27 protein-coding genes and 1 other annotated feature are annotated in these 21,550 nt (G+C 41.8%); all 27 genes read right to left on the bottom strand.

From position 1 onward, the window contains the following. Positions 1–63 precede the first annotated feature (63 nt). The 27 genes from pheA to CS060_RS08030 all read right to left on the bottom strand — a co-directional run bounded on the left by pheA (position 64) and on the right by CS060_RS08030 (position 21,547). Entirely contained in the window at positions 64–927 is an 864-nt protein-coding gene (pheA, locus tag CS060_RS08160) for a prephenate dehydratase (RefSeq protein WP_035049156.1), read from the bottom strand. Positions 928–941: 14 nt separating this feature from the next. Continuing rightward, the gene (gene thrR / locus CS060_RS08155; protein WP_035049158.1) at positions 942–1,382 is read right to left on the bottom strand and encodes a transcriptional regulator ThrR; all 441 of its coding nucleotides are present in this window, start codon (positions 1,380–1,382) and stop codon (positions 942–944) included. Positions 1,383–1,404: 22 nt separating this feature from the next. After that, positions 1,405–2,691: a GTPase ObgE gene (gene obgE / locus CS060_RS08150; RefSeq protein ID WP_006320445.1), complete on the bottom strand. Its 1,287-nt coding sequence runs from the start codon at positions 2,689–2,691 to the stop codon at positions 1,405–1,407. 32 nt (positions 2,692–2,723) lie between these two features. Next, complete coding sequence (locus tag CS060_RS08145) at positions 2,724–3,266, bottom strand: sporulation initiation phosphotransferase B (RefSeq protein ID WP_035049160.1); 543 nt, start codon at positions 3,264–3,266, stop codon at positions 2,724–2,726. A 92-nt stretch (positions 3,267–3,358) separates the two neighbouring features. Then, complete coding sequence (rpmA, locus tag CS060_RS08140; protein ID WP_003396301.1) at positions 3,359–3,649, bottom strand: 50S ribosomal protein L27; 291 nt, start codon at positions 3,647–3,649, stop codon at positions 3,359–3,361. A gap of 13 nt (positions 3,650–3,662) precedes the next feature. Then, positions 3,663–3,998, bottom strand: coding sequence for a ribosomal-processing cysteine protease Prp (locus CS060_RS08135; RefSeq protein WP_035049162.1), 336 nt, complete (start codon positions 3,996–3,998; stop codon positions 3,663–3,665). A gap of 10 nt (positions 3,999–4,008) precedes the next feature. Continuing rightward, entirely contained in the window at positions 4,009–4,317 is a 309-nt protein-coding gene (rplU, locus tag CS060_RS08130) for a 50S ribosomal protein L21 (protein WP_003396311.1), read from the bottom strand. Between the two features lie 14 nt (positions 4,318–4,331). After that, positions 4,332–4,411: a sequence feature (ribosomal protein L21 leader region), on the bottom strand. Positions 4,412–4,455: 44 nt separating this feature from the next. Next, the gene (locus CS060_RS08125; RefSeq protein WP_099668869.1) at positions 4,456–5,319 is read right to left on the bottom strand and encodes a M50 family metallopeptidase; all 864 of its coding nucleotides are present in this window, start codon (positions 5,317–5,319) and stop codon (positions 4,456–4,458) included. Beyond that, positions 5,312–6,049 carry a M23 family metallopeptidase gene (locus CS060_RS08120; RefSeq protein ID WP_099668868.1) on the bottom strand — a complete coding sequence of 246 codons (738 nt, stop codon included), beginning with the start codon at positions 6,047–6,049 and terminating at the stop codon, positions 5,312–5,314. The genes CS060_RS08125 and CS060_RS08120 overlap by 8 nt, the downstream gene beginning before the upstream one ends. Before the next feature lie 87 nt (positions 6,050–6,136). After that, the gene (gene minD / locus CS060_RS08115) at positions 6,137–6,943 is read right to left on the bottom strand and encodes a septum site-determining protein MinD (RefSeq protein WP_099668867.1); all 807 of its coding nucleotides are present in this window, start codon (positions 6,941–6,943) and stop codon (positions 6,137–6,139) included. 2 nt (positions 6,944–6,945) lie between these two features. Then, complete coding sequence (gene minC, locus CS060_RS08110) at positions 6,946–7,596, bottom strand: septum site-determining protein MinC (RefSeq protein ID WP_218963483.1); 651 nt, start codon at positions 7,594–7,596, stop codon at positions 6,946–6,948. A gap of 79 nt (positions 7,597–7,675) precedes the next feature. Next, on the bottom strand, positions 7,676–8,200 hold the full coding sequence (gene mreD / locus CS060_RS08105) for a rod shape-determining protein MreD (protein ID WP_035049164.1): 525 nt from the start codon (positions 8,198–8,200) through the stop codon (positions 7,676–7,678). Continuing rightward, positions 8,197–9,057 carry a rod shape-determining protein MreC gene (mreC, locus tag CS060_RS08100; protein WP_099668865.1) on the bottom strand — a complete coding sequence of 287 codons (861 nt, stop codon included), beginning with the start codon at positions 9,055–9,057 and terminating at the stop codon, positions 8,197–8,199. Before mreC ends, mreD begins: the two co-directional genes overlap by 4 nt. Positions 9,058–9,076: 19 nt before the next feature. Next, the gene (locus CS060_RS08095; RefSeq protein ID WP_006320433.1) at positions 9,077–10,099 is read right to left on the bottom strand and encodes a rod shape-determining protein; all 1,023 of its coding nucleotides are present in this window, start codon (positions 10,097–10,099) and stop codon (positions 9,077–9,079) included. An 84-nt stretch (positions 10,100–10,183) separates the two neighbouring features. Then, a complete protein-coding gene (gene radC / locus CS060_RS08090) occupies positions 10,184–10,858 on the bottom strand; it encodes a RadC family protein (RefSeq protein ID WP_035049165.1) in 675 nt (224 codons plus the stop codon). Positions 10,859–10,886: 28 nt separating this feature from the next. Further along, the gene (locus CS060_RS08085; RefSeq protein WP_099668864.1) at positions 10,887–11,456 is read right to left on the bottom strand and encodes a Maf family protein; all 570 of its coding nucleotides are present in this window, start codon (positions 11,454–11,456) and stop codon (positions 10,887–10,889) included. Positions 11,457–11,570: 114 nt separating this feature from the next. Next, a complete protein-coding gene (locus CS060_RS08080; RefSeq protein WP_035049166.1) occupies positions 11,571–12,353 on the bottom strand; it encodes an SPOR domain-containing protein in 783 nt (260 codons plus the stop codon). A 105-nt stretch (positions 12,354–12,458) separates the two neighbouring features. Continuing rightward, positions 12,459–12,899: a type II secretion system protein gene (locus CS060_RS08075; protein ID WP_035049167.1), complete on the bottom strand. Its 441-nt coding sequence runs from the start codon at positions 12,897–12,899 to the stop codon at positions 12,459–12,461. 13 nt (positions 12,900–12,912) lie between these two features. Next, on the bottom strand, positions 12,913–13,539 hold the full coding sequence (locus tag CS060_RS08070) for a type 4a pilus biogenesis protein PilO (RefSeq protein ID WP_035049168.1): 627 nt from the start codon (positions 13,537–13,539) through the stop codon (positions 12,913–12,915). Next, positions 13,536–14,117, bottom strand: coding sequence for a PilN domain-containing protein (locus CS060_RS08065; protein ID WP_035049170.1), 582 nt, complete (start codon positions 14,115–14,117; stop codon positions 13,536–13,538). The genes CS060_RS08070 and CS060_RS08065 overlap by 4 nt, the downstream gene beginning before the upstream one ends. Further along, complete coding sequence (gene pilM / locus CS060_RS08060) at positions 14,101–15,069, bottom strand: type IV pilus biogenesis protein PilM (protein WP_035049172.1); 969 nt, start codon at positions 15,067–15,069, stop codon at positions 14,101–14,103. The genes CS060_RS08065 and pilM overlap by 17 nt, the downstream gene beginning before the upstream one ends. Before the next feature lie 12 nt (positions 15,070–15,081). After that, positions 15,082–15,840, bottom strand: a complete 759-nt coding sequence (locus CS060_RS08055; protein WP_231563657.1) for a prepilin peptidase — start codon at positions 15,838–15,840, stop codon at positions 15,082–15,084. Positions 15,841–15,851: 11 nt separating this feature from the next. Beyond that, the gene (locus tag CS060_RS08050) at positions 15,852–16,301 is read right to left on the bottom strand and encodes a prepilin-type N-terminal cleavage/methylation domain-containing protein (protein ID WP_035049174.1); all 450 of its coding nucleotides are present in this window, start codon (positions 16,299–16,301) and stop codon (positions 15,852–15,854) included. A 75-nt stretch (positions 16,302–16,376) separates the two neighbouring features. After that, positions 16,377–17,588, bottom strand: coding sequence for a type II secretion system F family protein (locus CS060_RS08045; RefSeq protein ID WP_035049176.1), 1,212 nt, complete (start codon positions 17,586–17,588; stop codon positions 16,377–16,379). 5 nt (positions 17,589–17,593) lie between these two features. Further along, complete coding sequence (locus CS060_RS08040) at positions 17,594–18,628, bottom strand: type IV pilus twitching motility protein PilT (RefSeq protein WP_035049177.1); 1,035 nt, start codon at positions 18,626–18,628, stop codon at positions 17,594–17,596. Between the two features lie 10 nt (positions 18,629–18,638). Next, entirely contained in the window at positions 18,639–20,300 is a 1,662-nt protein-coding gene (locus tag CS060_RS08035; protein WP_035049179.1) for a GspE/PulE family protein, read from the bottom strand. Beyond that, positions 20,297–21,547: a VanW family protein gene (locus CS060_RS08030; protein WP_099668863.1), complete on the bottom strand. Its 1,251-nt coding sequence runs from the start codon at positions 21,545–21,547 to the stop codon at positions 20,297–20,299. The genes CS060_RS08035 and CS060_RS08030 overlap by 4 nt, the downstream gene beginning before the upstream one ends. Between the last annotated feature and the right edge of the window lie 3 nt (positions 21,548–21,550).

The raw sequence follows: 21,550 nt of genomic DNA, 5'->3' as shown, positions 1-21,550 counted from the left end.
AAAATACCCTTGTACCTATATATTAAAACAGCTTGTCGACTTTGTCGACAAGCTGACATCCCTTTACACGAGGGATGTTTTTTTTACCGTATAATACGGATAGCTACCTAATAGTTGCACTGTACAACCAAGTGCTTCAAGCTCTGCAATCGCTCCTGGGATTAAAATGTCATCGATTTTTTGATCAATATCAATAATGAAGAAGTAATTCCCTAATCCTGTTTTCGCTGGTCGTGATTCAATTTTTGTTAAGTTAAGCTTTCGCCATGCAAACGCTGATAATACTTGATGAAGCGCTCCTGCTTGGTCTTTTGGCAACATAACCATTAACGTTGTTTTAAATCCGTCTTCGTGATTTTTCACAGGCAATAAACAACGTTCACGATGCAAAACAATGAAACGCGTATGATTGTAGTCATAATCATGAATGTTTTCTTTCGCAATCGCTAAACCGTATTGTTTTGCAGCTAGACGATTGCCAATCGCTGCAATTTTTTCTTCCGGATGCTCGCTCACATATTTAGCTGCTGCACTGGTTGAAGTGACATATTCGTACGTTGCATGCTTTAAATGGCGATGTAAAAACTTATGGCATTGAGCAATCGCATGTGAGTGTGAATAAATGCATTCAACATGTAACCAATGCTCCAATTGGGATGGATGGACGAGCAAATGTTGCTCAATTGGCGCGATAATTTCCCCAACAATTGGCAAATTGCATTCGTGAATTAAATAATCAATTGTCAAATTGACGGAGCCTTCAAGCGCATTTTCTAACGGAACGACGGCTAGCTCCACTTCACCGTCACGCACAGCGTCCATGCATTGCGGAATCGTATGATATGGGACGTTCGGGATATGAGGGAAAACAGCTTCAACAGCCGCATGCGTGAACGTCCCTTTTGGTCCTAAATATCCGATTTTCACATTTCTTCTCCTCTCTATGCCCCTGAACCAAGAATCTCTACTTTTTCAACAAAAGGTAGCTGTTTTAATTGCGAAAGTAGCTCATCCATCGTCATCGTCATCTCACTTGTACTGATCGATAGCGTCACATTTGCACGTCCTTGAAGCGGAATCGTTTGGTGAATCGTAAGCACGTTACAGTTGGCTGCTGCAACAACGCTTAATAGCTTTGAAAGGGTTCCTGAGCGGTCTTCTAAATGGAAAAAAAGAGTAATAATTTTTTCACGAACCATCGTATGAAATGGAAAAACAGCGTCGCGATATTTATAAAAAACGCTTCGGCTGACATCGACAAGTTGCACAGCGTCAGCGACAGAATCAACTTTTTTTCGCTCAATTAATTCTTTTGCAGCCAATACTTTTTTCATCGCCTCAGGCAACACATCTTCACGCACTAAGTAAAACTTTTTATCCACCGCACAGGCGCCCCCTTTCGCATTAATCAACAAATTCAAATTCGTAATTCAACAGTTTGACAATATCCCCATCTTTTGCTCCACGAGCGCGTAGCGCATCGTCCACGCCGAGCGAACGCAACTGACGTGCAAAACGACGCACAGACTCTTCACGTGAAAAATCGGTCATTTTGAATAGCTTTTCAATCTTTTCTCCTGATAAAATAAACGTTCCATCATCATCGCGCGTAATATGAAACGGAGCTTCTTCTTTTTCAAGCTTGTAAACAACACGATGAATCGCTTCTTCCTCTTGTGGATAAAGCGGAAATTCTGGCGTCGTCTCAAGTAAATCGGCGATCGCAAATAACAGTTCACGAATCCCTTGACGGGTGACTGCTGAAATCGGGAAAATTGGGACATCTTCGTTTAATTTTTGTTTGAACTGTTGCAAATGTTCCTCTGCATTTGGCATATCCATTTTATTCGCCACAATAATTTGCGGTCGTTCTGTTAAGCGCAAATTATATTGTTTTAATTCTTCGTTAATGACTACATAATCTTCGTACGGATCTCGTCCTTCGATGGCCGCCATATCAATGACATGTACAATGACGCGCGTTCGTTCAATATGACGTAAAAACTGATGACCTAGTCCAACGCCTTGATGAGCACCTTCAATAAGACCTGGCAAATCAGCCATCACAAAACTACGACCATCTTCTGTTTCAACAACACCTAAATTAGGAACGATCGTTGTAAAATGATAGTCTGCAATTTTCGGTTTCGCTGCCGAAACGACGGACAATAACGTCGATTTACCGACGCTTGGGAACCCGACAAGACCCACATCTGCAAGCAGTTTTAATTCCAACGTCACGTATCGTTCTTGTCCCGGTTCACCGTTTTCAGCAATTTCTGGTGCCGGATTCGATGCGGTTGCAAATCGAGTATTTCCCCGTCCACCGCGACCACCTTTTGCTACGACAAATCGTTGTCCATGTTCTGTTAAATCAGCGATGACTTCTTTCGTTTCGTCATCAATGACAACTGTTCCCGGCGGCACTTTCACAATTAAATCTTCGGCGTTTTTTCCGTGTTGATTTTTCGACATACCATGTTCGCCACGTGGCGCTTTAAAATGGCGTTGGTAGCGAAAATCCATTAACGTACGCAATCCTTCATCAACAACAAATACAACATCGCCACCTTTTCCACCGTCTCCTCCAGCTGGGCCACCTTTTGGAACGTATTTTTCGCGCCGAAACGCGACCATTCCGTTTCCGCCGTCGCCACCTTTCACATATATTTTCACTTGATCTACAAACATCGTTTTTCTCCTCCGATCTTTTCACCTTTTGTTTAAAAAGATGAAATAGTTGCACATATCGTTAGTTCATGTTCTTGAATGCCATACTCAGAAATTGTGAACGCATCATATTCGTTATGTGTTTGAATCCATTCCTTTACCGTCTCTAGTTTTTGGAGCATGCCACGATAATCAAAATATAATCGTACATTTTTCTCTGTTAAATCGATCGTAATCGTTACATAGTTTTCAACATGTGGAGATGAACATTCCTCAAGCATATGTAAAAATGTTTGACACCATGTAACAAGCATATGATCGTATGCATGTAGCGAGCGTGGTTCTCCTAACACTTCATACTCTAGTTGAATATGGCGCGCTTGCCAATGATACGTCATCAGCAATTCGGCAAACTGCGCTGCTTGTAAATTCGTGAGCTTCGCTTCATTTTCTGCCTCAATGATAATTTGATGAATGATCTCATTCACGCGATCAATCCGCTGTAAAGATAAATTTCCTTTAATTAACTGAATTTTATTGAGCCAATCGTGCCTCGAATGACGCAATGCCTCCACAATCGTCCACCGCTTCTCCATCATTCATTCTCCCATAAACAGTTTGACTATAATTATAACATACGCTAACAAAAAGAAAACCCTAACCAAGTTGGTTAGAGTTTTCCACTTCTTTATGCTTCTTTTACAACAGGATAAACGCTCACTTTTTTACGATCGCGACCCATGCGCTCAAAACGAACGATGCCGTCAACTTTCGCGTAAAGTGTGTCGTCGCCACCGCGTCCTACGTTTAATCCTGGGTAAATTTTTGTTCCGCGTTGACGGTAAAGAATAGAACCGCCTGTAACGAATTGACCGTCTGCACGCTTCGCGCCAAGACGTTTTGCGATCGAATCACGACCGTTCTTTGTTGAACCTACCCCTTTTTTCGATGCGAAAAACTGAAGATCTAAACGCAACATGTCGTGTCACCTCCTACAACGTTTTCGTCGTTATGTTGACGTATTTACCGTAATCACGCTCAATCGTTTGGAGCGACACGATCATTCCTTCAAGAAGAAGTTGCACATCGGCTAGCACTTTCGCATCTTCAATTGTCGGAAGTTCACAATGAAGATAGCCGTCTTTTCCTTGTTGAATGATCGGTTTCACATTCGTCAAGGCGACGATGGCATTGACCGCACCAAACGAAACAGCTGATACACCTGCACATACAATGTCTTGTCCACGCTTCGCAAACTGAGCGTGTCCGCTAATGGTAAAGGAACGAATCGCCCCTTCTGCCGTTCGATTAATCGTTATACGAATCATCGCTTACGCCTTATGCGTTAATTTTTTCGATGACAACTTTTGTGTATGGTTGGCGATGACCTTGCTTACGACGATAGTTTTTCTTTGGCTTATATTTGAAAACGATGATCTTCTTTTGACGACCATGTTTTTCAACTTTCGCCGTTACTGTTGCGCCAGCGACTGTAGGATTGCCAACTTTTACGTTTTCGCCACCTACAAATAACACTTTGTCAAATGTTACTGTTTCGCCTTCCGCTGCATCGATTTTCTCGATGTAAATCGCTTGGCCTTCTTGCACTTTAATTTGTTTTCCACCAGTTTCAATAATCGCGTACATATTTGCACCTCCTAAATTAGACTCAGACTCGCCAGCTCGTGAGGCGGTTCAAGCGAACGCTTAAATAGCCTTAGCTGAGCGGTTGTAGCACGGGTGCTACACAACATAGAAGATGATAGCATAAAAAGAAAACAATTGTCAATACGTATAAATGAAATGGCCGATCGGTTCATTCGTTCGTTTTTCATGAAAATAAGCGTACAACAATTCATTTTCATCAATCTCTATTTCCGTTTGATTTTTCTTTACGAGAATCGCATGTTTTTTCCCACGATGAAACAAAAGAAGAACGCGAAATAACGGATCATTTGCATCAACGACAAGACGCTTTAACGCCCGATATTCGATTCGTTTTCCGTAGTAACGTTCAAGTAAAAAACGGATCCATACGTACGTTCGTTGCTTCCATTCAAACCAAATAGCATGCGCTAAAAAAAGAACGATGATCCATAAATTTATTTGCATCGGTGCAATAATCAATAAAGCAATAAAACATACGATTAAAAAAAAGGATGATGCGTAAAGGGTTTGTTCATGCGCACGTCGAAACGATGTACGCACCGTGCGGTAAAGAAACAATAACTTTCCCCCATCGAGGGGCCAAATCGGCAATAAGTTAATGAGTAAAATGGATACATTATACTCAAGCAATTGTTTATACCACTCATCGGATAATATGTTGGCGCTATGTGCTATATATGCAACAAAAAAAATAACAATATGCTGAAATGGACCTGCCAATATGACGATTAATTCTTCATGAAACGGACGATTCCCATGCTCATCCATTTCAGCTACCCCACCAAATGGTAAAATCAAGATGCGTTTCACACGCCATGAAAACAAATGTGCAGCTACAACGTGCCCAAGTTCGTGCCAAAGCACGATCCAAAACAGTAAAAGAAGCATCTGAAATTGTGCAGTCATAATTGCGATGAGCGCAATGAGCCAAAAAAGCGGGTGGATATGAATGTTGACGAAAATAGATAGCCATTTATTCAAAGGAAATCACCTGAACCGGATCAATGAAGTGATCCCCTTTTTTAATGGCAAAATAAAATATACGTTTTTGATCATTCTCCTCCGCTTTTCCTACTTCTTTTCCCGCTTCAATAAAATCATATAACTTTACAGAAATAGCTGATAATTTTCCATACCACGTTTCACTTCCGTCTGCATGTTGAACAATGACTGTTTTTCCATACGGTTCTTTCACTCCTGCAAATACGACAATCCCTTCTTCGACTGCTTTAATCGTTTCATCAGTTTCAATGACAACGCCTTGTCCATTATGTTTGAACGTTTCTACAACGCGCGCTGAAGCAGGAAAGGCATATGCTACTGTTGTTGCCTCTTGTTGTTTTTGTTTTTTTACAGAAAAAAACGCAAGAGGCTTTCCGAATGTTTTTTCATACCATTGAGCAACGGTCGCAAATTGAAAATCTTTTTCCAATGCATGTTTGACGAATGTACGAGCGCCTTCCATTTTCGGGGAATCGTATTGAAATAAAATGGCAACACTAAAAAATAAAAGTGCTGCTAGGAAGCTTTTAAATAAAAATATATCTTTGCGAAATAGGGACGATTCACGCCCCCCTTCATACGTCACGACTGTTGGGTTTCCATATTTTTCATCTTCATTCCAATTCGTCAACATCGTTTGAACGTAACGTTCACGCTCCTTTTTCCGCTTGGCGATTCGTTTTCGAATATGTTCAATTCGATCGCTCACACTCCCACCCCTCTCGTCCGATTTGTATTATATGTATGGGGGAGGTCGGGAACATATGAATGAAAAAAGCACCTCCAATCGGAAGTGCTAACGAGCGCTAAACAGTTTTTTAATTTTCGAGAAAAAGCCTTTTTGTTCTTCATCATCAAGCGACATGAGCGGTACGGATTCCCCGAGAAGACGCCGAGCGATGTTGCGATATGCTAACGATGCTTTGCTGTTTGGATCGAGAACAATCGGCTCACCATTGTTTGACGCTTTAATCACGTGTTCGTCATCAACAATAATACCAAGTAAATCAATAGATAAGTGCATGACGATTTCATCAATATCTAACATATCATGATTTTTTAACATATGGCTGCGAATGCGGTTAATAATTAAACGAGGACGTCTCATATGCTCTTCTTTTTCAAGCAAACCGATAATTCGATCGGCATCGCGGACAGCCGAAATGTCTGGCGTTGTAACAACAATCGCTTCATCTGCTCCTGCGACAGCATTTTTATATCCTTGTTCAATACCTGCAGGACAATCAATTAAAATATAATCGTAATCTTGTCTTAAATCATCAATGAGCTGTTTCATTTGTTCCGGCGTAACCGCAGACTTGTCGCTCGTTTGGGCAGCCGGTAATAAGTACAGACGATCTTCAAACCGCTTATCTTTCACGAGCGCTTTTTGAACCGTGCAACGTCCTTCGATAACATCGACAAGATCATAAATGATGCGATTTTCTAACCCCATAATAACGTCAAGATTGCGCAAACCAATATCGGTGTCCACAAGACAAACACGCTTTCCTAATAGGGCTAGCGCCGTTCCGAGATTTGCCGTCGTTGTTGTTTTGCCAACGCCGCCTTTACCAGAAGTAATAACAATCGCTTCTCCCACTGTCAAAAACTCCTTTCTAACCGGGTTAAATTCGGACGTAAATGCATCAATAACTGGAGCCGGTCAACAACAATTTGATCATGTTCATCAATATAAGCGCACTCCATTTCATTTCCTTCGTCGGTACGGTAATCTGGCGCTCGATTCATGACATCGCTAATACGCAACTGTGTGGGCTTCATGATCGAAGCAGCAATAATCGCTTGACGATTTCCATCATATCCTGCATGAGCAATACCACGTAACGCCCCTAACACAAAAATATTTCCTGTCGCAATGACGGTTCCACCAGGATTCACATCACCGATTAAAAGCAAATCTCCATCGACATGTAGCACTTGTCCGGAACGAATAATTTTTGCAACAGATACAACTTCATTTTTCTTTTTCCATTCCAACGCTTCTTGTTTCGTCATGACATTGCTTACAATCGAGTGAACGATTAAATTTTTTTTCATTCGAATGACATCGCGCAGTCGTTCTTCTTGTTCACGCGTCAAATATCTGTTGCCCACATGTACATGCACCGCAACAAGCGGACCTTCCTCGTCACGAGTTGTCGTCATCAACAACTCGTCCACTTGTTTTAATAATTCGTCATAGGCGCACGTATCATCGAGATGCAACGTCAACCCTTCTTTCGTTCCTTTCATCGACACATATGCTCTTTTCTCCTTGCCAGCCACGACTTTCACCTCAATGAATATTTCTCCGCATTTTTTTTGTATTCCTTCACACTGGCGACGATTCGCTCCGCTTCTCATGCCACTTTAACAACATTTGCTTCAGTGGATAGGCGATGATTAAAATGACAATTGTATGAATAAACAACGTTGGCAAAAAGCGTGCCTGAAAAAACGTTCGAACAGACATGGTCGTTCCACCAATAACAAGTTGAATGGCGTATGCGTACCATTCGACACATGTAATCGCCACAATGGCAAAAAAAGAAGCTGTCCATGCGTTTTTATGCAAAACGTTCATCGCTTTTGCAATTAAATAAGCAATGAGCGAAAAGGCAAAGGCATAAGCACCTAATAGTTCCGTATATACTACATCGTATAGTAGCCCAAAGACGAATCCGTACGTCATTCCTTCTGTTTGTCCAATAAAAATCGTAATAAACGTAATAAAAACGATCAACATACGCGGAACGAGCAAATAAACATCAAATAATGGCTGTGAAAGCAATTGAACAATAATGCTTTCTAATAAAAACATAACGGTCACAAGGAAAGGAAGAAACAAGCGGCTCATTGTCTTTCCTCCTCTTGCGACATTTCAATTTTTCTTTTCACAATGATCACATCATCAATGTCATAAAAATTCGCTGCTGGCTTGATATAGGCAATTTGTGTAAGCCCGTACTCATCCGCAACGACTTCTTCCACTTCTCCGATAAACAATCCTTTTGGAAAAATCCCACCAAGTCCTGATGTAAATACGCGCTGCCCTTTTTCGATTTTTGCATCATACGGAATGCGCTTTAGCAGCAACGCTTCTCTCTCTTCATCGTATCCTTCTATTAAGCCGAATACGTTTTCATCTCCTTGAATAAATGCGGAAATGCGGTTTTGCCGATCTTTTGCGCTCAACAGTTGCACTGTTGCGCTAAATGGGGAAACGCTACGCACTTTGCCGATTAACCCTTGAGGTGTAATAACAGCCATATCTTTTTTCACACCGTGCTGCGACCCTTTATTGACAATTAACGTCTCTTCCCAACGATCTGGATTGCGCCCAATGACTGTCGCTTGAATGGCAACAAAGTCACGTAAACTTTCTTTTTTATTCAAAAGCTCACGCAAACGTTCGTTCTCTTTTTTTAGCGACTCCACTTCTGATTCCAAAAGAACGTATTGCTCTAAATGTTCTTTTAAACGCTTGTTTTCTTCGTATGTATAGCGCAAATCATTCACATTTTCAAAGAAGCCCGCAACAAACTGTGCGGGCTTATGCACGATCGATTGCATAAAAACAACGGTGTCTTTTGTGAATTTTTCCATCCAACTTAATTCATCTCGCTCTTTCAGTGAAAAGCCGATCAGGGCGATGAGAACCATGATGCTGACAAGCAATATAATGAGCCGTTTATTTAAGAAAAACTTCGGCATGCTGACACCTTCTTACGCATTAGCGATGATCTCGCGCTTTATTTTTAAATAAATGAATATGATCAAGCGCTTTTCCCGTACCGATCGCGACGCAGTCGAGCGGATTTTCAGCAATAATGACTGGCATGTTCGTTTCTTGGCTAATGACTTTATCTAAATTGCGCAATAACGCTCCTCCACCTGTTAAAACAATTCCGCGATCCATAATATCGGCCGCAAGTTCCGGTGGCGTTTTTTCGAGCGTATTTTTTACGGAATCTACAATGGCATATACCGTATCGCGCAGCGCTTCAGCAATTTCCTCGGCATGAATTTCAATCGTTTTTGGCAAGCCTGTTAATAAGTCGCGACCGCGAATTTCCATACTTCCGATTCCTTCTGGATTTCCTGCTGAACCAATCTCAACTTTAATCGCTTCCGCTGTACGCTCTCCGATCATTAAATTATACGTTTTGCGAATATATTGGATAATTGCTTCATCCATTTCATCACCAGCAACGCGAATAGATTGGCTTGTCACAATACCACCTAAAGAAATAACAGCGACTTCCGTTGTGCCACCCCCGATGTCGACGACCATGCTTCCTGTTGGCTCCCATACAGGTAAGTTTGCTCCGATTGCCGCTGCAAACGGCTCTTCAATCGTATAAGCATCGCGAGCCCCTGCTTGTCTCGTCGCATCGATGACTGCACGCTCTTCTACCGCCGTAATCCCTGACGGTACGCACACCATGACGTATGGTTTTCCAGCAAACAGTCCACTATTTTTTGTTGCTTGTTTAATGTAGTACTTCATCATAATCGCTGTCGTTTCGTAATCTGCAATTACCCCGTCTTTCATTGGACGAAGCGCAACAACATTTCCTGGCGTACGTCCAATCATTTGTTTTGCTTCATTTCCAACCGCTACAATTTGCTTCGTATCTTTTTGAAGCGCGACGACAGAAGGCTCGCGCAAAACAATTCCTTTTCCTTTGACGTATACAAGCGTATTTGCAGTGCCTAAATCTATTCCGAGATCTCTTGATCCAATGCCAAACATATTCGTATCTTCCTTTCTGAAACAAAATGCTTTCAAAAACTCATGACATTTATTATAACGCAATTGCAATGAAAAGAGAATGATTTACACATATCCTTTTTCTTTTAAGCTTACATATGTTTTGTCGCCAATAATTAAATGGTCAAGCAACTCAATGCCAACGAGACGACCGCACTCTGCGAGCCTGCGCGTCACTTCAATATCTTCGCGGCTCGGTGTCGGATCTCCTGACGGATGATTATGAATACAAATAATGGATGCTGCTGAACGTTTAATGGCTTCTTTGTACACTTCTCGCGGATGGACAATCGATGCATTTAAACTACCGATAAATACAGTCTTTTTATGCATCACTTGGTTTTTCGTATTTAAATATAACACAACGAAATGTTCTTGGCTTAAAAAACGCATATCTTCCATGACGTAACGTGCACCATCTTCCGGAGAACGAATGACGTAACGATCATCGTATTGAATTTGATGCACGCGTCGGCCAAGCTCAAGCGCTGCAATAATTTGGATCGCTTTTGTTTTTCCGATCCCTTTAATGCTTGTCATTTCTTCAATCGTTGCATCTTTTAACTGACGAAGTCCTTCAAAATGGGTAAGTAAATGTTGCGCAAGCGTAAGAACGGAATATTGTTTCGTCCCCGTGCGAAGCAAAATGGCTAACAATTCTTGATTGGATAAACTTTGCGGTCCTTCAGAAAGCAAGCGTTCACGCGGGCGTTCATCGGGTGGAACATGACGAATAAGCATACGTTCCCCCCTCTATTTTAACCTTTTTTTAACGAAATGGATAAAATCCGAATTTTTTTAATTCGCGAGCGATCCTTGCAATCGGCAAACCAACAACGGAAAAATAGTCGCCGTCAATCTTTTTTACAAAAAGCGCTCCCCGTTCTTGAATGCCGTACGCGCCCGCTTTATCGAGCGGTTCTTTTGTCGCAATATACGCCCAAATGTCTTCATCTGTAAGCGGCCAAAACGTGACGTCCGTTTTTTCTGCAAAAGTGACGCACTCTTTTTCTGTACAAATGGCGACACCTGTCCATACTTCATGTGTCGTTCCGGATAAACGTTTTAACATACGAAAGGCGTCTTGTTCGCTCGTCGGCTTCCCAAGCACCTCTCCTTCACACACAACGATCGTATCAGCCCCGATGACGCACGCGTCTTTTTTTTGTTGCCATACCGCATTTGCTTTTTTATGTGCGAGCTGCTGTACAATTTCACTTGGGGATAACTCAGCATCGAATAATTCATCGACATCGCTGACGAGGATGTCAAACGGAAGTCCAAGCATACGAAGAAGTTGTTTTCGACGAGGAGAACTAGAAGCTAACACAAGTTGCATCGTCATCACCTTTCTGTCATGAGCGTTTGTTTCAAGGAAGATACACTTGTATCGTACCAAATTTATACACAATATACAATGGTTCGACAAAGAAAAAAAGAAGCTGTGCGCTTCTTATTGTAAAACATTTAATATATGTTGTTGTGCGGCCCATAATTGTGCTTGATCGTTTGTTTGCCGGAAAGCGAAAAGCGCTTCATACGCTTTTTTCATCTGTTCATTATGAGGGGAGTACGATTGTAGCTGTTTCCATTGTTCATTTTGAAGTTGTTGTCCATTCAACAATCGACTAATAACGAACAAGATCATCACAAAAGGTTCACTTTCTTTTTCGTCGATGGATATATTCCACGCTTTCACATATGTGTCAATTCCGAGCGGTTCATATAAGCTTGCCATTTGTTTTGCCTCCTCTTTTGTCAATGCCATGCCTAAAAATACATAAACAGGCTGTTTTCCAATCATTACACTTGGACGTTGTTGTGTCTTTATTTTTTGTACATATACATTTGCTGCTTTTTCATCTTGAAACACTCCACCTTGAATGACAAAAATCGTCTCTGTTCGTTTTGCAGTTGGCAATTCTTCTTTTTGTTCTTGTTGTAACGGCGCTGTTGAAGTCGGTTTGCTTTCTGTTGCCGGAATGACTTTTAATACAAGTAAGCCAAAGCTTGTCCCAAGAACGACGGCTAAAGCGATCGCAAACAAAAAGGAGCGCCAAGGTGATCGTTTTTCATATCGTTTACTCGTTTCAAATGGTATAAACTCATCTTGTTTTTCACTTTGCTCATTGCTTTCCTCACTCGACCATTGGGGTAACGTATTTGTTACTGACGTGTACGGTTGTTCTTTTCCGTTCACTTTAATCACGATCGCTTTTTTCGCTGGCTTGTCCATTTTTTTCCCTCCCGCTGCCATTCTTCGCCCATCGTAACATAAAAAAAGAAAAAAAAAACGAGACATTTGTCGTCTCGTCGTGGAAGGTTTTCGTCAAATTTCGCACTATCGCTCTTGAATGTCATTGACCGACAATTGATCGACAGGCACACCGTTTTCTTTACAAATTTGCTTCGTTTCCCCTTTTAAGCAAACAGCATATGTGATCGTACCGTCACTTTGCTTTGTTACAATGACATACGAATCATCATTTGGCGGCAAACGTTTCGATGTGTATGGATCGATAATCCCTTCAAGAACCCCATCATCAACTAATTGTTCATACGTCAATATCTCGCTTTCATTTGGCGTTAAAAATTCTACTTTTTGCGCACCAACATGAAGACGTGCCGCTTCATAGAGCGTATACGCTGTCGCAACAAACGCTCGATCACGCGACTTTTTAATGACCTCAACGACAGAAATAGTCGCAATCATCAATAAAATACTTAAAATGACGATGACAGCTAACAGTTCGATTAACGTCATTCCACGTTCATCTCGCATCCGACCGACCCCTTTATTGTTCCGTTAATGAAGGAAACGGATTGCGCTTTTCGCTCGGTTGCGGTAAATCAAGAGGTGGCAATTGCTCAATCCATTGGCGCAAATCTGGTGCATAAAACGTTGACACAGTCAAGGAATAAGACAATTCTGGCACTTCATCCATCACTGTCGTCCATTCTTCATATCCTGCAAACGATAAAGAATCAACGGAAACGATGCGCTTTGAGCGCTCTAACACATCAATAAATTGTTCGAGTGCAAAATAGGAAGGGGAGCGAACAGATACATTGACCGTCAATTTTTGAATCGGAGTAGGAGGTCCTTCCACGTTTTCTCCTTCTTGAAATGTAAGCGACAATACTTCACTATTTGATACAACTTCCGCTTTTTCAATGTCTAACAAAAATTGTTCAACAAACGGTTGGACAGGAATGCGTTTTTGTAGTTCGATGATGCTCGTGCGCAACTCATTTGGTGTTTGTTTCGCTTGCAATGTTTGCAATAGCTTTTTTTCGGTTTGCAACTCTGTTTTTAGCTGCTCTCTACGATCATCGAGCGGCTTATACACATACATATAAAGCGCAAACGAAAGCAACGTAAGCAACAAGAGAGAGAGCGTCACGATAAGTCCTTTCCTCATGTTTCCCCTCCTTGTTGCTGTTTTTTCCATTCTTCCATATTTAACTGAATAGAAAATTGTCCGATATACCGCGGCATTGTTCCTTCTTCTTCCGCCTTTCCTTCTGATGCAGTTAAACTCGTCAGTTTCACATCTGCGATAAACGATGCGTCTTTTAACGCTTGTAAATAGGCGGCGCTTTCACGCGTTGTATCAAATTGGGCCGTTAGTTGAATCGCACCATCACGGGCATACGAAACGTTCATTAAAAAGCCGCGCTCAGGCAAACGTTCAATCAATTCGTGTAACAGCGCAACCGTATGAATCGGATATTGTTCCGCCCATTGAATCGCTTCTTGTAACTGGGCTCCGACAGATGCGTTCGTTGCCGTTTTTTGTTTTTCTTCTTCAGCAATACGCAATGCTTTCGTTTGATCGAGCTCCGTTTTTAATTGCGCGATTTGTTGTTCCATACGCTGTACAATGACATAAAATGTTGTCGCGCCAACGATCAATAAAACAGCAAACACAATGGATAAAAGTGGAATAAGTCGGGATTTTTGTTCACGTTTCGGCAGTAAGTTAATTTCTACTAACATGTGCATTACCCTCTTTTAATCCGAGTCCAATTGGTAAATAGTAAGCAGAGTCGATCGAAAATGGCAACGTTAACATTTCAACCGTGACATCGAGACGTTCTTGTAATAAATTCGAAAACGTATGAGCGAGCGGATGATCGCCAGTCATAACGATGCGCGTAATTTGCGCCTTGCCTTGTTGTAATGAAAAACGATAAAAGTTCATGACGCGCTCAAGTTCTTTATATACGTCTTCAAGCTGTCGCTCTGGTTCACCTTCTTTTAACCACTTCCATCCGTTATTCGTTTTTTCCCAATATGTCCATTGTGAATCAAACGCTAACTGACGAGTAAATATCGGACGGTGCTGATGAAATACACTGACATTCAACGATGATAAATCGAATTGAACAAACAAAAAGTGGTCAACATCGTTCGCTAAATCAAACGTATAAAACAAGCGATATAAACTAAGTGGAGAAATATCTGCTACAATTGGTTTTAATTTAACCGCTTCAAACAGCTCCGCATATTGCATGACGCTCGCTTCTGGCGCCGCAAACAATAAAACGTGAAGCGCTTCTTTCGTCTTTTCAAGCACCGCATAATCAAATACCGCATCGTCAAACGGAAGTGGAATGGTTGCCCCGATTTCCATAAATAAATAGCTACGTATATCATCATGTTCGATTTCTGTCGGCAATGGGATTTTACGAATAACAATAAGCGGATCAGGAACGAGAAAACGGACGCGACGATGTTTCATTTTCCACATATCGACACATTGTTCCATAATATAAGTAAGCTGTTCTTCATCGACAATTTTCCCATCGCGCACAATTCCTTCTGGAAGTGGCCATTCCTCGCACATATGCAAAACAAGCGGTTTTTGTTGTTTGAGTTCTACGTAGCGAATCACGTGATCTTTTATGACAATGTTGCCCACCCTATTTTTCATCGAAAAAAGCCGCATAGTTTGTTCTCCTTACATCATAACCTTTACATACATATCGATCATCGTTTCACCAAAAAAATAGGCAATCAGCGTACCGACAACAATAGCTGGTCCAAACGGCATCGGTTCGCCTCGTTTCACACGCCCGAGCGCCATGCCAATCAGTCCGAATATCGTCCCGACGAGCGTCGATAAAAAGAACGCTAAAACGGTAAGCTTTGCGCCAAGCGCCAAACCAATTAACGCAAATAACTTAATATCTCCACCGCCCATGCCACCTTTACTCACAACCGCTATTACAAACAATATCATAAACCCAACAACACTACCGAGCAAACTATCCCACCAAGGAGTAAGCGGAGCAATCCATAAACGTTCAACAAGAAGAAGTGGAGTGAAAAATAATAAAACACGGTTTGGGATAACCATATAATGCACATCAGAAACAAAAATAATAACGAATAAAGAAATGAGCGTCCAACTAACGGCTACTTCCGCTGACCAACCGACAAAAAGCGGGGCAAGCGTAAACAATATAGCCGCGGACAGCTCAATTAACGGATAAACAAAGGAAATGCGCGCCGAACATGCGCGACATTTCCCTTTTTGCAACACATACGAAACAACTGGAATTAACTCTAACGCCGTCAACGTTCGCTTACAATGTGGACAATGCGAACGCGGCGCAACAATCGACTCCCCCTTCGGCACCCTTAACCCAACAACGTTATAAAAAGAACCGAGAAGAAGACCGAGGAGGAAAATGTACACATACATCAATACAATCATATAAAATCACACTACGGTTTTAGTTTGACATCGCTTCTAGTTAGATTCTCTGGATCTTTGTCATCAATATATTTATGCAAGTTAGGATCAGCAGTAGCGAGAGTGACTTTATAGCTTAAATTACCGTTCGCATCTTTAGTTACAGTAACAAAACTTTTTGCTCCATCATAAGCTCCTGCATCTCCAGGTGATTTTGGTACTTTTTCTAAATAGCCACCGTTGACAAGTTCAGTCATAGTGAATGTAGCTTTATTCGTATTTGACGTATCTGCCGTAATCGCTAATCTCGTTGCATTTACAAGTTGTTTAGCGTTCGAAATGTGGGCATCTTTCTTTGAATTGTCAATAAGTGCCCCTACACTCGGAATCGCAATGGCAGCAATAATCCCTAAAATAACGATGACTGCCAACAACTCAATTAACGTTAAACCTTTTTCGTTACGAATAAATCGTTTTAACATAATTCCTCTCCTTTGCAATTTTCTGTTTTCTCTCATCATTTTACACGATCACAGTCTAGTTGAAAAGTACTAGTTTTATTGTTGAATATGATTAAATATATCAAACATCGGTACTAAAATGGATGTGACAATTGTCCCGACGACGCTAGCGAGCAACACAATCATGAGCGGTTCAATTAATGATTTCAACCGGTCGGTCGCTGCTTCGACTTCCGCTTCGTAAAAGTCAGCAACTTTTGTAAGCATGGCATCTAGTGAGCCCGTTTGCTCTCCAATCGCAATCATTTGTGTGACAAGTGGCGGAAATGCCCAATGTCGCTTCATCGGCTCTGTTAACGATTCCCCGCGTTCTAGCGCATCACGCGATGTGCGAATGACGCGAGCGATGACTTCGTTTTCAACGACCGCTTCAACAATGGAAAGCGCCTGTAAAATAGGGACAGCGCTTGAAAAAAGGGAACTTAATGTGCGTGTCATACGGGCAAGTACAGCTTTTTGCATCATGCTACCGAAAATCGGCATGCGTAGCATAATGACATCTAAATAATATTTCGTCACTTTTTGTTTTTTTAATAATAAAAGTAATCCGTATAGACTAAACATGAGTAAAATAACGCCCCACCAGTACGTTTGCATCACTTCACTTGCACGTAGCACAAACTTCGTAATCGCTGGCAACTCCGCTCCGAAATCCGCAAACATCGAAACAAACGTCGGAACGACTTGAACGAGCAAAAAGATGACAACGATGACCGCAATAATCCCAACAACGACGGGATAAGCCAAAGCGGAAACAATTTTTTGGCGTGTCCGATGCACTTTTTCAAAATGATCGGCAAGCCTTTCAAGCGTTTCTTCCATACTTCCGCTCGCTTCTCCAGCTCGAATCATATTGATGACGAGCGGTGGAAAAATGTTCGGGTGATCAGTCATCGCTGTAGATAACGGTTGACCGCTTCTTAATTGTTCTTCAATGTGAACAAGCGCTTTTTTTAACGCTTTGCTTTCCGTTTGTTCCGCTAAAATACGAGTGGCGTCCACAATCGTTACTCCCGCTTTTAAGAGCGTTGCAAACTGCCGCAAATAAATAACGAAATGTTGCAGTTTTACAGGATTACCAAACGTAATTTCTTTTGTTAATAACGTTTGTGGTACTTCGCGTACATCAATGACTTTCAACCGTTGTTCACGAAGTTTCATCATCACGTCACGCCGCGATGAAGCAACGATCGTTCCTTTTTTCACTCGCCCGCGCACGTCGCGCGCTTCATAGCGAAATTGCGCCATCTATTTCACCCTTCCTGCAAGTACGGCTCAACCGTTTCTCTAGCAATCAATCCTTGCTGGACAAGCTCTTTAATGCTCGCCTCAAGCGTATGCATACCAAGCGCGCGATTCGTTTGCATGACGCTCGGAATTTGATGAATTTTCCCATTGCGAATTAAATTGGCAATCGCTGCATTGTTGATTAAAATCTCGGTCGCTGCAATTCTTCCGTTTTTTTGTGCGCGCGGGAATAATCGTTGTGAAATAATCGCAACTAAAACTGTCGCCAACTGAATCCGAATTTGTGCTTGCTGTTCTGGTTGAAACACGTCAATGATTCGATCAATCGTTGCGGGCGCACTTGACGTATGAAGCGTACCGAATACAAGGTGTCCTGTTTCTGCGGCGGTAATGGCTGTTTGAATCGTTTCTAAATCGCGCATCTCCCCAACTAAAATGACGTCCGGATCTTGCCGAAGTGCTGCCCGAAGTCCGTTTGCGAAATTGTTTGTGTCCGTTCCAACTTCGCGTTGATCAATGACACATCCACCATGTTTATGCACATATTCAATCGGATCTTCAAGCGTAATAATATGTTTGCGCATCGTTTTATTCATATAGTCAATCATCGCAGCTAACGTCGTCGATTTTCCGCTTCCCGTCGGTCCTGTTACGAGAATAAGACCTTGTGGTTTTGTCACTAACTTTTTCAATACATCTGGTAGTTGCAATTCGTCAAGCGTCGGAATTTTTGTCGGCACAATACGGATAGCAAGCGATATGCATCCACGCTGTTTAAACACATTAACGCGAAAGCGTGACACGCCCGCGAGGCTATACGACAAATCTAGCTCCCCGTGTTCTTCAAAATGGGACCACATCTTTTCAGGCACGATCGCTTTTGCCATTTGTTCCGTGTCGGTTGATGACAACACATCTTGCCCATATCGTTTCAAATCTCCGTTAATGCGAAAAATCGGAGGAATACCGACTGTCAAATGAATATCGGATGCTTTTAACTCAAATGCGGCACGCAACATCGCATCTACTTTTTGTTTCATCTTCATCACCCTAGCCAATACTTACACGCAACACTTCTTCTGTTGTCGTCAGCCCTTGCTTTACTTTTAATAGACCATCATCAATTAAAAAAATCATTTTATTTTTTATCGCGATTTCACGTAATTTCGAAAGTGGTTCCCCATTTAAAATGACTTTTCTCATGTCATCGGACATGACCATTAATTCATGTAGGGCAATACGTCCTTTATATCCTGTCATATTGCACGTCGGACAGCCTCGACCGCGCACCACTTTCTCAATTTTCAAACCACGGCGTGCAAAAATGTCTATTTCTCGCTTTGTCGGTTCGTGTTCTGCTTGACAATCGCGACAAACGCGGCGCACGAGACGTTGAGAAACAACCCCTGAAAGCGATGTCGCAACTAAAAACGGCTCGACGCCCATATCAATTAAACGAGCGACCGTGCTTAATGCATCGTTTGTGTGCAGCGTACTTAACACAAGATGCCCCGTTAAAGACGCACGAATCGCGACTTCCGCTGTTTCACGATCACGAATTTCCCCTACCATAATAATGTTTGGGTCTTGGCGTAAAATGGAACGTAACCCCTCCGCAAATGTCATTCCGACGTTTGGATTGACTTGAATTTGGTTCACCCCTTCAAGCTGATATTCAACAGGGTCTTCAATTGTAATAATGTTCACATGTTCGCCGTTCAGTCGATTTAACGCGGCATAAAGCGTCGACGATTTTCCTGAACCAGTCGGTCCTGTAATTAATACGATACCTGTCGGTTGTTCAATAAGTTGAATAAACCGCTGCAAATTCACCTTGTTAAAACCAAGCTTATTTAAATCATTTAAAGCTGCTCCTAAATCAAGCACGCGCATAACGATTTTTTCACCGTAAATCGTCGGCAACGTCGATACACGTAAATCAATCGGATGAAAATCAATATTCATTTTAATGCGCCCATCTTGTGGAACACGATGTTCTGTAATGTCCATATTCGCTAAAATTTTTATGCGCGCGGTTAACATTCCTTGCATATGTTTCGGTAGCGCACGCTCTGTACGTAAAATCCCATCAATGCGATAACGAATGACGACTTTCGTCTCATGCGGATCAATATGAATGTCGCTCGCTCGTTGTTCGACTGCCATTTGTAAAATTTGATTGACGAGCTTTACGATCGGCGAGTCATCTTCAACAAGTTTCTCTTGCTCGCGAGGCTCTTGTGCGGGTGCGATGTTTAAAAACTCTTCAACCGAATCATCAATATCGTAATATTTATTAATTGCCCGTAAAATATCGTCTTTTGATGCAATGGCCACTTCAATGTGAAAACCTGTCGATAAACGCAAATCATCAATCGCAAAAAAATCCATCGGATCTGCCATAGCGACAAATAGCCGATCCCCTTCTTGCTTTAAAGGAATAAGCATATTTCGTTTCGCAAATTCTTTCGGCACAAGATTTGTTAGTTTCGGATCAATCGGATACCGATATAAGCTGACGTGTGGAATACCGAGTTGGAACTCTAATACTTCAATTAATTGTTGTTCCGTAATATAACCACGTTGCAATAACGCATCGCCTAATTTTTGCCCAGGGGCTTTTTCTTTTAACGTTTCTTCAAGCTGTTCTTTCGTAATGAGCCCTGCTTCAATTAACAAATCTCCTAATCGTTTTCGCTCTTGCTTTTTCATGAGGTCTCATCCTCATTTCCTTTTATTTGCTCGTTTTCATTTCCCCATATGTCATCTTGTTGTGGTGGCTGTACTGAAGGTGTCTCACTTGGGCTTGGGGTTGGCATCTCACTTGCTCCGTTATTGGCTCCCGCTTGTAATCCGCGCAATTCGACGCGATGAACGGGTGGATAAAAATCTTCCGAAACGAGCACCGTTTCAACTAATGTGCGGTTTCGATCGTACACTTCTTTATATAAGCGAATAAGCATTCCTTTTTTTCCTTCTTCTTTTATTCGCTTTTCATTCGGCTTCAGCAACGCACTATATTGTACAATTGTTTTCGGATCATAATACTCAATAGGATCTGTTTTTAATACGTATTGATATATAAATGGCGCACCGACCAAAGACGCTCGCATGTCATTCCCTTCGATCACTAACTCAAAAGTGTACGCTTGATCGTTTGGATTAAAGAAAATAAAATCTTTTTTGTCTTGTTCAACGGCCGCTTCAAATCCTGCCTTGATTCCGTTTGGCAATACAGTACTCGTATGCCGTTCAACGACTTCAAAATTTGTTGGTATAATCGCTGCATACAATGCGGATGCAAATAACGTCATCGCTTCTTTTGATGCACTCATTCCTTGCTTTTTGAAAAAGTCCAAAACAGAAAATATTTGCTTCGGTTCAATTGTAACTGTTGTTTGCGACATTCCACGAAGCTCGTCGTGCAATGGAATCGTTGCTTGCGATAAAATCGTTTCCTTTTGCATGTCTTCCCGAACGTATTGATGAAGCGATAGTTGAGCAGATGTAAGCGAAGCCGCTACCTGCTCTAATTGCGTTTTTACTTTTTCTACATCAATCCAATCACTTGATGCACCAATAGAAGAAATGGCATCTTGCAACGCTTGTCCGTCAACAGAAACGAGGAGAGGGGTTTGCTTTCCGCTCACCGCCTGTTTCATGCTCTCCTCGATATGAAATGTAAAATGATTTGTTTGTACCGCTGCTTCTTTTTCTTCTAGCACGAGTTTTATTGTTGCGGATTGTTTCCACTCATTCACTTTTTCATTGATTTGTTCATGCGCTTCTTCATATGAACGATTTGATATGTCCATGGGACCGATCATCGTTCCTTCGGCAAATGTGTCATTGCTAACAAACGATTCGTACGCCCATGTCGCCACTTTTGTAGTTGCCAGTAAATATGCGACGGTTAAAAGCATTGTAAAAAACAACTTTAGCGAAACAGTTTGGCGCACAAC

This window comes from Anoxybacillus flavithermus (assembly GCF_002742685.1).
In the GTDB taxonomy this organism is placed as follows: Bacteria; Bacillota; Bacilli; order Bacillales; family Anoxybacillaceae; genus Anoxybacillus; species Anoxybacillus flavithermus_E.
The sequence above is the reverse complement of the archived record's forward strand: the minus strand, read 5'-3'. Positions and strand labels throughout refer to the sequence as shown.

Coding starts and splice junctions, on each gene's coding strand:
- CS060_RS08040 (WP_035049177.1), bottom strand. CDS start 18,628: ATGAAACAAAAAGTAGATGCGATGTTGCGTGCCGCATTTGAGTTAAAA.
- CS060_RS08085 (WP_099668864.1), bottom strand. CDS start 11,456: ATGCAACTTGTGTTAGCTTCTAGTTCTCCTCGTCGAAAACAACTTCTT.
- minC (WP_218963483.1), bottom strand. CDS start 7,596: ATGAAAGGAACGAAAGAAGGGTTGACGTTGCATCTCGATGATACGTGC.
- CS060_RS08095 (WP_006320433.1), bottom strand. CDS start 10,099: ATGTTTGGCATTGGATCAAGAGATCTCGGAATAGATTTAGGCACTGCA.
- CS060_RS08075 (WP_035049167.1), bottom strand. CDS start 12,899: ATGCGAGATGAACGTGGAATGACGTTAATCGAACTGTTAGCTGTCATC.
- CS060_RS08070 (WP_035049168.1), bottom strand. CDS start 13,539: ATGAGGAAAGGACTTATCGTGACGCTCTCTCTCTTGTTGCTTACGTTG.
- CS060_RS08045 (WP_035049176.1), bottom strand. CDS start 17,588: ATGGCGCAATTTCGCTATGAAGCGCGCGACGTGCGCGGGCGAGTGAAA.
- obgE (WP_006320445.1), bottom strand. CDS start 2,691: ATGTTTGTAGATCAAGTGAAAATATATGTGAAAGGTGGCGACGGCGGA.
- mreD (WP_035049164.1), bottom strand. CDS start 8,200: ATGAGCCGCTTGTTTCTTCCTTTCCTTGTGACCGTTATGTTTTTATTA.
- radC (WP_035049165.1), bottom strand. CDS start 10,858: ATGCTTATTCGTCATGTTCCACCCGATGAACGCCCGCGTGAACGCTTG.
- pilM (WP_035049172.1), bottom strand. CDS start 15,069: ATGCGGCTTTTTTCGATGAAAAATAGGGTGGGCAACATTGTCATAAAA.
- rplU (WP_003396311.1), bottom strand. CDS start 4,317: ATGTACGCGATTATTGAAACTGGTGGAAAACAAATTAAAGTGCAAGAA.
- mreC (WP_099668865.1), bottom strand. CDS start 9,057: ATGCCGAAGTTTTTCTTAAATAAACGGCTCATTATATTGCTTGTCAGC.
- CS060_RS08080 (WP_035049166.1), bottom strand. CDS start 12,353: ATGGACAAGCCAGCGAAAAAAGCGATCGTGATTAAAGTGAACGGAAAA.
- CS060_RS08145 (WP_035049160.1), bottom strand. CDS start 3,266: ATGGAGAAGCGGTGGACGATTGTGGAGGCATTGCGTCATTCGAGGCAC.
- CS060_RS08055 (WP_231563657.1), bottom strand. CDS start 15,840: ATGATTGTATTGATGTATGTGTACATTTTCCTCCTCGGTCTTCTTCTC.
- CS060_RS08135 (WP_035049162.1), bottom strand. CDS start 3,998: ATGATTCGTATAACGATTAATCGAACGGCAGAAGGGGCGATTCGTTCC.
- rpmA (WP_003396301.1), bottom strand. CDS start 3,649: ATGTTGCGTTTAGATCTTCAGTTTTTCGCATCGAAAAAAGGGGTAGGT.
- CS060_RS08035 (WP_035049179.1), bottom strand. CDS start 20,300: ATGAAAAAGCAAGAGCGAAAACGATTAGGAGATTTGTTAATTGAAGCA.
- CS060_RS08065 (WP_035049170.1), bottom strand. CDS start 14,117: ATGTTAGTAGAAATTAACTTACTGCCGAAACGTGAACAAAAATCCCGA.
- CS060_RS08050 (WP_035049174.1), bottom strand. CDS start 16,301: ATGTTAAAACGATTTATTCGTAACGAAAAAGGTTTAACGTTAATTGAG.